The organism is Solibaculum intestinale (assembly GCF_040096205.1).
GTDB classification, from domain to species: domain Bacteria; phylum Bacillota; class Clostridia; order Oscillospirales; family Acutalibacteraceae; genus Solibaculum_A; species Solibaculum_A intestinale.
On the sequence record NZ_JBBMFD010000014.1, the window covers coordinates 1 to 12,115 of the forward strand.

Sequence of the window (12,115 nt, forward strand, 5' to 3'; positions counted from 1 at the left end):
CGAATTTCTTCGTCGCCGGGCCCTTTTTATTTCTTTTATAAAGATCACCGGGCCAAGCATGTAAAAGAAGACCTCAAGGCGGTTATTCGTCTACAAACCGGTACCCCACGCCCACCTCGGTCAGGATATACCGGGGATGGGTGGTATCCTTCTCGATTTTGCGGCGGATGTTGGCCATGAATACCCGCAGAGACTGGGGTTCCTCCACGTTGCTGTACCCCCAGACCTGCTTGTTGATGAAGCTGTGTGTGAGCACCTTTCCGGCATTGTCCACCAGCAACACCAGCAGCTTATATTCAATCGGGGTCAGATGGACTTCCTTACCCTCCACAAACACCTTGCGCTTTTCAAAGTCGATGGTCAGCGTGTCCAGAGTAAACACGCTGTTTCTGGCTACCTTAGGCTGGTGCTTGCGCAGCGCCACCCGGATGCGGGCCAGCAGCTCGTTGATGTAAAAGGGCTTGGTAATGTAATCGTCCGCCCCCATGTCCAGCGCCTGCACCTTTTCTTTCTCCTGCCCTCTGGCCGACACTACGATCACCGGCACGTCGGAAAAGCTTCGGATCTGCTCGAGCACCTTAAGCCCGTCAATATCCGGCAGCCCCAAATCCAGAAGAATCAGATCGGGATTATTGGAGAGAAAGAGGGAAATCCCCTCTAAGCCGGTGGCCGCCGTCTCGTGGCGGTAACCGTTGGTTTTCAGGGAGATGGACAGAAAATTTTGAATGTTCTTATCGTCCTCAATGATGAGAATGCTGGGCTCGTTATTCATCCGGTTGCGCCTCCTTATCGAGAGGAAGTGTGAAGCGGAAGGTGGCTCCGCCGTGGGCGTTGTTTTGGGCGGTGATCCTGCCGCCGTGGGCTTCGATGACCGACTTGCAGATGGACAGCCCCAGCCCTACGCCCCGGGAGGAATCCGACTTCTCCGTTCTCGAGGAGACGAAGCTTTCGAAGATATGGGGAAGCAGGGTGGGATCGATTCCGCCGCCGTTGTCGGACACTTCAAATACCGCTTCATTTTTCTGGCGGAATACCCGCAGCAGAATCTGGCTGTCGGGCTTCGTGTGCTGAAAGGCGTTGTCCAGAAGATTCACCAGCACCTGCACCATCAGCCGGCCGTCCATAGGAACCAAAAGCAGCTCGTCCGGCATCTGGATAGACAGCCGGTGCTCCCTCTGCTGTTTTGCAGCCCTGCCGCAGGCTTCGGATACAATGTCGTCCACCACCTCGTCCTGCTTTTGGATGAGAAGCCGGCCGTCCTGAATCCGGGTCATGTTCAGTAGGTTCTCCACCATGTTGTTGAGCCACATGGCGTCATTTGTGATGTCGGACAAGAGACTCTTAACCGTGTCCCGGTCTAGCTCGCCGAAGGATTCCATCAGAAAGCTGGTAGATCCGGCAATACCGGTCAGCGGGGTGCGCAGGTCGTGGGAAATGGAACGCAGCAGATTGCTTCGGAGCTTTTCTTTTTCAATTTCCATGCGGATTTCTTCCTGTTGGCGGCGAAGCTGTTCGCGCTCGATGGCCATCGCCGCCTGGGACAGGACGGTGTTCAGAAAAAGGGAGCGATCTTCACTCCACTTTTGGTCTCCCCTGTAAAAAGACGCCACTCCCAGCACATGGTTGCTGCTTTGCAGAGGAGTGAACTGCCAGCTGGAGTTCTTATAATGGCCGGTGCCGCAGCCGCACGCCTCTTTATGAGAGAAGCACCACTTGGCCAGGTCCCGGTTCATGTCGGCCACTTTTGCGTCCTCCCCGTCAAAGGAAACCACGCGCAGCCCCTGTCCGTCCTTGTCGTCGCTTTCCAGATAAAGAATGCACCGGTACTGGTATTCGCTTAGGATTTTTAAGGCGTGCAAGGCGATTTCCTCCACGCTCGTCAAATTCAAATACCGTTTGCTGATTTCGTACAGCCGCCTGGCCTGACGCTCGTTGCGTTTGGCCGTATCCGCGTGCTGCTGCAGCCGCTTGGCCAGGGTACCGGTAAGAGTAGAGATCACCAGAAAAATGAGAAAGGTGATGATATAGTTGGGATCGCTTACCAGGAACGTCCACACCGGGTCGGTAAAGAAGAAATTGAAGGCGAAGACGCATACCACTGAGGAGAAAAATCCCCAGCCGTAACCCTTCGTACTGATATTTACCAGAAGCACCCCGGTCAGATATACCATTAATATATTTTCTTCCCGAACGCTTTCCAGGTGTTTAAACCCGATGGAAATCAATGTGCAGAGAAGCAAAATCCCCGCTGTCTTGAGAAAGTTGATCCAAAACCGGCTGGCCGCCGAAACGGATGTGTTCATCCCCATCTCCGCCCTTTCTGCAAAGGTAACGTATACCTTATTATACACTGTTTTTTCATTCAGCAAAAGTCTCCCATAAAAAAACGGGAAATAAAAACAAACGGGTTTCTGCTGATAGCTTAGGCAAAAACCCGTTTGTTTTTATTTGTATTCATTATAGCATCGCGAAAATAAACCCTGCATAAAGAAGAAGAACGATCACATAAAGATTCCATTAAGATCAATCAAGCTTTTAAAAATGCAAATGAAAATAGGCCCCAGGGTACGCAGAGGAAGAAGAAAGGCGTTTCCTGTATTGCCGGCGGCCCTTGGTGAGAATCACCAGTAGAATTTCCACGAACCGGCTGTGGTTTGTCAAAACAAGGAATGCCGTCTTGTTCTTAACGAAATCTTAATGTGCCTTGTCTGTACCTTCACACCGTTTTTACTGCAAAGGCTCTATAATACATCCTGTTCAAAAATAAACTGAAAAGGAGCAAGAAAAATGGAAGCTGTTGTAGCCATCGCAGGCGTGCTGGCGCTTGCACTGCTTTCGTATTTGTTCTATGTACTGTTTCGAGGTGAGAAGCTATGAGCTATGTAATTATGCAGGACGTGGGGTTTCTGATTTTGCTCATCGGCCTTGGCATTCCCTTGGGCATCTACATGTACAAGGTTATGCTTGGCAAAAAGGTTTTTCTCACCCGGATCCTTCGTCCGGTGGAGAACGTTACCTATAAGGTGATGGGCGTCAACCCCAACGAAGAAATGGGCGCGAAAAAATACGCGTTATCCGCATTGGCATTTTCTCTGTTTGGATTCATTTTCTTGTTTTTGCTGCATCTGTGTCAGGGCTTTCTGCCGTTAAACCCCGAAGGACTGCCCGGCACCAGCGCGGACTTAGCCTTTAACACCACATCCAGTTTCGTTACCAACACCAACTGGCAGGCGTATTCCGGCGAGTCCACCCTTTCTTACCTGACCCAGATGCTGGGCCTGGGCGTGCAGAACTTTGTTTCCGCCGCCACCGGTATCGCGGTGCTCTTCGCCCTCATCAAGGGCTTTACCCGCCGCCAGTGCAGAACCATCGGCAACTTCTGGGCGGACCTGATCCGCAGTACCGTATATATCCTTCTGCCTCTCTCCCTGATCGTGGCCGTTCTGCTGGTCTCTCAGGGCGTGGTGCAGACCTTCAGTTCCTATCACGATATTGTTACTTTGGAAGGCGCGGCCGGGAGCGTTCCAGTAGGCCCGGCGGCCAGCCAGATCGCCATCAAGCAGTTGGGTACCAACGGCGGCGGCTTCTTCGGTGTCAATTCCGCCTTCCCGTTGGAAAACCCCACCGCATTCTCTAACCTGCTGGAATGCTGGTCCATCTACATCATCCCGGTTGGCCTGTGCTTCTCCTTCGGCAAAGCGGTCAAAGACAGCAAGCAAGGCCGGGCGATTTTTCTCGCTATGCTTATTTTGTTCGTTGTCGCTCTCATCGGCGTTACGGCGGCTGAGATTTTCACCGCGCCCCAGTTTGACGGCGCTGTGGTGTCTGGCAACATGGAGGGCAAGGAAGTGCGCAACGGCGTAGGTGCTTCCAGCCTGTGGGCGGCGGTAACCACTGGCGCGTCCAACGGCTCGGTAAACGCTATGCACGACTCTTTTACGCCGCTTGGCGGTATGATTCCCATGTTCCTCATGCAGCTGGGTGAAGTGGTCTTCGGCGGCGTGGGCTGCGGCCTTTACGGAATGCTGGCCTTTGCATTGCTGGCGGTGTTCATCGCCGGCCTCATGGTGGGCCGTACTCCCGAGTACTTAGGAAAGAAGATCGAAGCCTTTGACATGAAGATGGTGTGCCTTGTGATTCTGGCCCCGCCTCTTCTTATGCTTATCGGTCCTATGCTCACCGTTATGAATCCCCAGACGCCAGAGTGGCTTACCAACTCCGGCCCCCACGGGTTCTCAGAAATTCTCTATACCTATGCCTCCACCGGCGGCAACAACGGCAGCGCCTTTGCCGGTTTTAACGCGAACACACCCTTTACCAACATTCTTACCGGCTTGGTTATGCTCATCGTCCGATTCGTCCCCATGGTGGCGATTATTTTCCTGGGCGGCAACCTGGCGAAGAAAAAGATTGTGCCGGTCAGCGACGGAACTCTCTCCACCTCCAACGGCATGTTTGTGGGACTTCTGATCGCCGTCGTCCTTCTTGTGGGTGCTCTGAGCTTCCTGCCGGCGCTGGCTCTGGGTCCGATTGCCGAATTCTTTACAACCTTAGGTTAAAGGGGGATCACGATGAAACAGACCCATTCGAAAAAAGACATCTATCTGGATGCGGTAGGGCAGTCGTTTCGCAAGCTGTCCCCCCGGATTCAGATTAAAAACCCGGTGATGCTGGTAGTTTACATCGGCGCCATCTTCATCACCGCCCTGTATTTCCTCACCTTTGCCGGTATCAAGGACGGCGAAGGCTGGTATGTACTCACCATTGCATTTATCCTCTGGTTTACCGTCCTGTTTGCAAACTTCGCGGAAGCCATCGCTGAAGGCCGCGGCCGGGCGCAGGCGGATACCCTGCGCCGGTCCCGCCGGGACTGCAAGGCCAAAAAGCTCAAGGAGCCCCGGCCCGACGCGGACTATACCGAGGTGCTCTCCAATGAATTGAAACCCGGCGACGTGGTTCTGGTAAGCGCCGGCGAACAGGTGCCTATGGACGGCGAGGTCATTGAAGGCGTCGCTTCGGTGGACGAAAGCGCCATCACCGGCGAGTCGGCCCCGGTCATCCGTGAGTCTGGCGGCGACCGCAGCGCGGTTACCGGCGGCACCACGGTAGTGTCCGACTGGCTGGTGGTCAAGGTTACCGCCCAGGCGGGCAACAGCTTCCTGGATAAAATGATCGCCATGGTGGAGGGGGCCTCCCGCAAAAAAACCCCTAACGAAATTGCCCTGCAGATTTTGCTGGTTACCCTGACCATCATCTTCCTAGCGGTGGCGGCCACCCTGTTGCCCTTCTCCGAGTTTTCAAGCGAGCAGGCCGGGGCCGGCAGCGCCGTTTCCCTGACGAACATTGTTGCTCTCCTTGTCTGCTTAGCGCCCACCACCATCGGCGCTCTCCTTTCCTCCATCGGCATCGCCGGTATGAGCCGTTTAAACCAGGCGAATGTCCTGGCCATGAGCGGCCGGGCCATCGAAGCGGCGGGCGATGTGGACGTGCTGCTTTTGGATAAGACCGGCACTATCACCCTGGGAAACCGCCAGGCCAGCGAGTTTCTGCCCGTTTCCGGTGTTACCGAAAGGGATCTGGCCGATGCGGCCCAGCTTTCCTCCCTGGCGGACGAAACGGCGGAAGGCCGCAGCATCGTGGTTTTGGCCAAGGAACGCTTTGGCATCCGCGGCCGGGACCTGTCGGATAAACACGCGAAATTCATTGAGTTCTCTGCCAAAACCCGCATGAGCGGCGTGGACTTGGATGGAGAAGAGATCCGCAAAGGCGCCGCCGACGCGGTAAAGGCCTACGTAGAGCAAAAGGGCGGAGAATACCCCCAGGAGTGCCAGACCATGGTCGAGCAGGTGGCAAATGCCGGCGGCACGCCCTTGGTTGTCGCCAGAAACGGCAAGGTGCTGGGCGTGGTGTACCTCAAGGACATCGTCAAAAACGGCGTCAAGGAAAAGTTTGAGGACCTGCGCAAGATCGGCATCAAGACCATCATGATCACCGGTGACAATCCCATGACCGCCGCCGCCATCGCCGCGGAAGCGGGTGTGGACGACTTTATGGCGGAGGCCACTCCGGAAACCAAGCTCGAGCTCATCCGCCAGTACCAAAAGGAAGGCCATCTGGTCGCTATGACTGGCGACGGCACCAACGACGCCCCGGCCCTGGCACAGGCGGACGTGGCGGTCGCTATGAACTCCGGTACCCAGGCGGCCAAGGAAGCGGGCAACATGGTGGACCTGGATTCCAGCCCCACCAAACTGATTGAAGTGGTGCGCATCGGCAAACAGCTTCTGATGACCCGCGGCGCCTTGACCACCTTCTCCATCGCCAACGACGTGGCCAAGTACTTCGCCATCATTCCGGTGCTCTTCGCGGGAATTTTCCCCCAGCTTGCGGCTCTCAACTTTATGCATCTGACCAGCGCCACCTCCGCCATTCTGTCAGCCATCATCTATAATGCCCTGATTATCGTGGCGCTCATTCCCTTGTCTCTCAAGGGCGTCAAATACCGGGAAGTTTCCGCCGGCAAGATGCTCAAACGCAATGTGCTCATCTACGGCCTGGGCGGAATCGTCGCTCCCTTTATCGCCATCAAACTGATTGATATGATTCTGACCTTCTTCGGCATCGTATAAAGGAGGAAAACAAGCATGGAGAAAACACAAGTGCCCGCCAAGAAGGAAAAAATGCGGGTTTTAAAACCGGCGCTCATCTGCGTGCTGGTGCTTACCCTGCTGTGCGGCGTGATTTACCCGCTCCTGGTGACCGGCATTTCCCAGCTGTTCTTCCACGACCAGGCAAACGGCAGCATCATCACCGTGACTCTGAAAAAGGATTTGACTGTCACCACCACCGACGAAGAAACCGGAGAGGAATCCACCCAGGTCTATCCGGCCGGGGAAACGGTGGCCATCGGTTCGGCCTACATGGGGCAGGAATTCACGAGCCCTCAGTACCTGATCGGCCGGCCTACTCCCGGCGCGCCCACCAACCTTTCCCCGGAAAGCGAGGAGCATGCCCAGATGGTGCAGGAGCGCATCGACTTCTTTCATGAGCTCGATCCTTCCAACACCGCCGACATCCCCATGGACCTGCTGACCGTTTCCGGCAGCGGCGTGGACCCGCAGATTTCTCCCGAAGCGGCCGAATATCAAGTCAGCCGTCTGGCGAGGGAGCGGGGCATGAGCGAGGAGGATGTGCGCAAGATTATTGAAAAGCATACCTCCGGCCGTTTCCTGTGGATTTTCGGAGAACCGGCGGTCAACGTATTGCTGGTAAATCTGGAGCTGGACGGATACATTGCGTAACCGTTCTACAGTACCCGCCGCCTTTGTACTTTTTAGAAAGCGCAAGGGCGGCTCGTCTATAATCGCAACCGGCCGTGTTCTTTGCTCGGGCGTTTCGTCCGAAAGAGCGCGCGGCCGTTGGGCAGAGCGCTTTGAAAAACGAATTCAAAGCGCGCTTTGCCATTTTTATAAGAGAGGGGATGACCGTTGTGTCCGAAGACGAACTGCGCCCGGATCCCGATGCGCTGCTCGAACAGGTCAGTACAGAAGAACCAAAACAGAACAAAGGCAAGCTGAAAATCTTTTTTGGCTACTGCGCCGGTGTTGGCAAGACCTACGCCATGCTCCAGGAAGCCCACGATTTGCTCGACAGCGGAGTGGACGTGGTGGTAGGCTACATCGAGCCCCATACCCGGGCGGAAACCATGCGCCTGGTGGAAGGGCTGCCGATTCTCCCAGTCAAGGAAATCCCCTATAAAAATATTATTCTGCGGGAGTTCGACCTGGACGCAGCCTTAAAAAGGCATCCCCAGGTGATTCTGGTAGACGAACTGGCCCATTCCAACGCCGTCGGCGTACGCAACAAAAAGCGTTATCAGGACGTGGAGGAGCTTCTCAACGCGGGCATCGACGTATACACCACTGTCAACGTCCAGCACATTGAAAGCCTCAACGACGTCATTCAGGAGATCACCAATGTCTCGGTGCGGGAAACGGTGCCCGATTCCATCTTCGACGATGCCCAGAAGGTGGAACTCATCGACATCGAGCCGGAAGAGCTCTTAAAGCGGTTTCAAAGCGGGAAGATCTACCGGCCAGACCGGGCCGCCACCGCCATGCACCACTTCTTTACTCGCCAAAACCTGGACACCCTGCGGGAAATCTCCATGCGCCGCACCGCCGACCGCATCTACCGGGACAGCGCGGCCAAAAACGGTCCCGCTGCCCGCACGGGAAGCACGAAGCTTTTGGTCCTCATCGGCATGTCCCCCTCCTCGGCGAAAAACATCCGAGTAGCCGCCCGGATGGCGGAGTCCTTCCATGCGCCCTGGACGGCGGTGTTCGTGGAAACCCCCGAGACCGAAAACGCATCTCTGGAGGAAAAGAAAATCCTGCGCGATCATATGACCCTGGCCGAACAGCTTGGTGCCCAGGTGGTCACCCTCTACGGGGAGGACGTGGTGCTCGTGGCCGCCCGGTACGCTCAGCTAAACGGCATTACCAACATCGTTATTGGCAAAAGCCGGCGAAAACGGGGAATTCTTCACTGCTTCGAGGAGGATTTCGAGGACCGGCTCATCGGGGAACTGAGCGACGTAGAGGTGCACATCATCCCCGACGCCGGCCGCCGGGAAATTCCCTATAAAAAGCCGGGGCATGTGGACGTTAAAAACAGCTTTCCTTTTTCTGTGGCGGACCTGCTCAAAACCCTTCTGGTTCTGGCGGGAGCCACTGTCGTTTCCATCCTTCTGCGGGGGGCGGATATCGGCGCGCAGAACAGCGCCATCGTCTACATTCTTTCCGTGGTGCTTATTTCGCGCTTTACCACCGGGTATCTTTACGGCATCCTCGCATCGGTCATTGGTCTAATCGGTTTCAACATCATCGACACCTATCCGTATTTTACCTTCGATTTTATGAAGACCGGGTATCCCATCACCTTTGTCATCATGCTCTGCCTGGCGGTAATCACCAGCGCCCTGACCGTGCGCATCAAAAAACAAGTGCAAAATTCCGCCGCCCGGGAGCAGCGCACCCAGATTTTATACGAAATCAATAAAAAGCTTCTTTCCACCCGAGGTCTGCGCAACATCGTCAATCTGGTCAACGGCTATATCGTCAAGCTGTTCGGCCGTTCGGCGGTCTTTTATACCATGGACAAGGACGGCCAGCCCGGCGGCGTACTGCTGGAGGCGGAGGATGAACGCAGTGCCGAAACCCTTCTGAGCGAAGAGGAAAAGGCGGTGGTCCAATGGGTGTTTCTCAACCGCAAGCGGGCGGGCTGCGGCACCGATACCCTGCAGGGGGCTTACGGGTTTTATACGCCGGTTATGTCCCAGGGCAGCGTGCTGGGTGTGCTGGGCGTTTCCTGTGAAAAGGGGGCATTGAGTCCGGACAGCCGGGCCTTTCTGCGGATGATCATTTCCCAGGTGGCTATGGCCCTGGAGCGCCAGCGCCTGTCCGACGAGCAGCGGCAGGTAAGCGTGGATTCCGAGAAGGAGAAAATGCGCAACAATCTTCTGCGCGCCATCTCCCATGATCTGCGCCAGCCCTTGACTGAGATTCACAAGGCTAGCGAAACCCTGGTCAGAGAGGATCGAACGGACGCAAAACTGGCGGGCTACATCGAGAAGGAATCGGCATGGTTAATGCGCATGGTGGAAAACTTGCTTTCGGTCACCCGGCTGCGGGAGGGAAGCCTACCTCTCAAAAAGGTTCCCGAACGTGTCAAGGCGGTGGCGGAGGAAGCGGCCGCCCGGATGAAAAACCGATATCCGGACCGTATTTTTTCCGTTTATGCAGCGGATCCCTCTCTCCTTGTTTTCATGGACGCCACGCTGATTGAGCAGGTGCTGATGAACCTGATGGAAAACGCCGTGCAGCATTCCCCGGCGGATACCGCCGTCGATATCCGCATCCAAAAGCGCATCCGCACCGTGCTCATTGAGGTGTGCGACCATGGCAGCGGAATCGCCAAGGAGAAGGTGGCCCATCTGTTTGACGCCGACGCCACCGCCGCTTTAAACGGCGGCATCGGCCTTTCTCTGTGCAAATCCATCGTCAACGCCCACGGCGGTGAGATGCGCGCCAAAAACAACAAGGATGGGGGCGCAGTCATCGGTTTTACCCTGCCGCTTTGAGAAAATCCTTGCAAATTTGCGTTTTTTTCTGAAGATTTGCGGCAAAGCTTAACTGTGCTTGACAGAGGGACAGGAAAAAGGCTATACTAAAGCCAAACCTAATATCGTACGTCTGCCGGTTGCAGCTTGCTGCAAGAATAGGGAATGCGGTGCAAAGCCGCAGCAGCCCCCGCTACTGTAAGAAGGGACGAAGCGCTTTTTCAAATGCCACTGGGAAACTGGGAAGGCAAAGGCGCAAAAGGACGATCTTCGAGCCAGGAGACCTGCCGCAGACGAGTCGCACAGATTTTCGGTGGGAAAATACATGGCGTTTGAGAGCGGCTGCCTTTGAAAGGCAGCGTCTTGCGTTGCGTAAAAGGACCGGATTTCGGTCCTTTTTTCTTTTGCCGGAAAGAAGGCGGCGCGGTAGGATGGAAAATTAGAAGCGGAGGGATTCGTAAAATGAAACATCTGAGTAAAACCATGCTGGGCGTTCTGCTGGCGCTGACGCTGCTTTTGTCGGCGGCGCTGCCCGCGGCGGCCCAGGAACCGGTGAAAGCCGCGGCTGTAAGCGACCAGGAACTCCACGACGCCCTTTTCGGCGCGCTCGAGTGGGCGAAGCTGGGGGAAGATACTTTATTAAATGACGCTTTTCTGGAGACGGCGGGCATCGGCGGGGAATGGCTGGTGCTGGCTGCCAGCCGGGCCGGGCTGAAAGAGGACTATTCCCGGTACCTGACTGCCCTGACCGCCTATGTGCAGCAAAAATACAAGGAAAACGGCAGTGCTAACGCCTTTCGCAATACCACCGACTGGCACCGCATTACCTTTGGCGTCCTTGCCTGCGGAGGGGACCCCACCCATGTTGGGGAGGACCAAAACGGCAACCCCATCAACCTGATTGCCGACGGCGTCTATAACCGCAAAGATGAGAACGGACAGGGGGTCCTTCCCAACCAAGGCGTCAACGCTTTGATTTATGGCCTGCTGGCGCTGGATACTATGCGTTATGAGGTGCCCTTAGACGCGCTTTACGACCGGGACGACATCATTCAGGGCATCCTGGAGAACCAGACCACCACCGGCGGATTCGCGTGGTTTGGAGATAGCTCCGACCCGGACATGACCGGCATGGCCATCCAGGCCCTGGCCCCGTACTATACCTCCGACAAGGTGTATTCCTACACCTCCGCCGTCCAGAAGGATCCGGACGGCGCTCCCGCCGCCTGCCAAAAGACGGTGCGCCAGGTGGTGGACGAAGCCATCGAAAGCCTCGTGCCCCAGCAGCTGGCCACCGGCGATCTGTATTCCCCCTGGTCCGTAGGCCCGGAAGCCACCGTTCAGCTGGTCATCGGTCTGTGCGCGCTGGGAATTGACCCCGCCCAGGACAGCCGCTTTGTCACCGAAGACGGCAAGACCCTTATCGACGGCATTCTGCGTCACCGCAACGAAGATGGCAGCTTCGGCAGCGGCGCCATGTCCACCGAGCAGGTGGCCTACACCCTTGCCGCCTATACCCGCCTGCGTGCAAACCAGCGCGACCTCTTTGATTTCCGGGCGGAGACCGACGCCACCCGGTTTGTCCTGGAGGCGAACGGCGAGACCATCGAAGTCCCGGTGACTGCCGGGCAGACGGAATATGCCGTCACCCTGCCGGCGGGGACTGCCTCGGTCAAAGTGGCGAACCTTCCAATGGGCCCCTATGATACGGCGGACGTTGCCGTGGGCCAGGAGCTGGCCGTTGCAGACGGCGGCAAGCTGACCGTAACGGTCACCGGCCGCGCCGGCGCCGTCACCGAATATCTTCTCACCGTCAGCCTGATCACGGCGAACAGCGACGCGGAGCCCTCTCCGCCCACCGGCGTGCCGGCAGCTGCTTCGGCGGTGGTGCTGCTGGGCCTAAGCGCGGCGGCCGTGATCGCCCTGCGCAGAAAAGCAAACGCATAAAGAGTCTCGAACAACCGATTAAAAAACCGGGTGTTTCCGTTTGAATCA

8 protein-coding genes and 1 riboswitch are annotated in these 12,115 nt (G+C 56.3%); of the genes, 6 read left to right on the forward strand and 2 right to left on the reverse strand.

Annotated elements, in window-relative coordinates; all coding sequences use genetic code 11:
- Positions 1-82: 82 nt before the first annotated feature.
- Complete coding sequence (locus WMO26_RS08630; RefSeq protein WP_349219649.1) at positions 83-772, reverse strand: response regulator; 690 nt, start codon at positions 770-772, stop codon at positions 83-85.
- Positions 765-2,303: a DUF4118 domain-containing protein gene (locus WMO26_RS08635; RefSeq protein WP_349219651.1), complete on the reverse strand. Its 1,539-nt coding sequence runs from the start codon at positions 2,301-2,303 to the stop codon at positions 765-767. The genes WMO26_RS08630 and WMO26_RS08635 overlap by 8 nt, the downstream gene beginning before the upstream one ends.
- Before the next feature lie 484 nt (positions 2,304-2,787).
- Between WMO26_RS08635 and WMO26_RS13605 the strand changes: the two genes are divergently transcribed.
- The 6 genes from WMO26_RS13605 (at position 2,788) to WMO26_RS08660 (ending at position 12,067) form a co-directional block, all read left to right on the forward strand.
- Positions 2,788-2,877: a potassium-transporting ATPase subunit F gene (locus tag WMO26_RS13605; RefSeq protein WP_353963368.1), complete on the forward strand. Its 90-nt coding sequence runs from the start codon at positions 2,788-2,790 to the stop codon at positions 2,875-2,877.
- A complete protein-coding gene (gene kdpA / locus WMO26_RS08640; RefSeq protein WP_349219653.1) occupies positions 2,874-4,559 on the forward strand; it encodes a potassium-transporting ATPase subunit KdpA in 1,686 nt (561 codons plus the stop codon). The genes WMO26_RS13605 and kdpA overlap by 4 nt, the downstream gene beginning before the upstream one ends.
- Positions 4,560-4,571: 12 nt before the next feature.
- Positions 4,572-6,629 (forward strand): potassium-transporting ATPase subunit KdpB, encoded by a 2,058-nt coding sequence (kdpB, locus tag WMO26_RS08645; RefSeq protein WP_349219654.1) that lies wholly within the window; start codon positions 4,572-4,574, stop codon positions 6,627-6,629.
- A gap of 15 nt (positions 6,630-6,644) precedes the next feature.
- Entirely contained in the window at positions 6,645-7,301 is a 657-nt protein-coding gene (locus WMO26_RS08650; protein ID WP_349219656.1) for a potassium-transporting ATPase subunit C, read from the forward strand.
- 188 nt (positions 7,302-7,489) lie between these two features.
- On the forward strand, positions 7,490-10,141 hold the full coding sequence (locus tag WMO26_RS08655) for a DUF4118 domain-containing protein (RefSeq protein WP_435431552.1): 2,652 nt from the start codon (positions 7,490-7,492) through the stop codon (positions 10,139-10,141).
- 98 nt (positions 10,142-10,239) lie between these two features.
- Positions 10,240-10,426, forward strand: a riboswitch (cobalamin riboswitch).
- A gap of 156 nt (positions 10,427-10,582) precedes the next feature.
- Positions 10,583-12,067: a prenyltransferase/squalene oxidase repeat-containing protein gene (locus WMO26_RS08660; protein ID WP_349219660.1), complete on the forward strand. Its 1,485-nt coding sequence runs from the start codon at positions 10,583-10,585 to the stop codon at positions 12,065-12,067.
- Positions 12,068-12,115 lie beyond the last annotated feature (48 nt).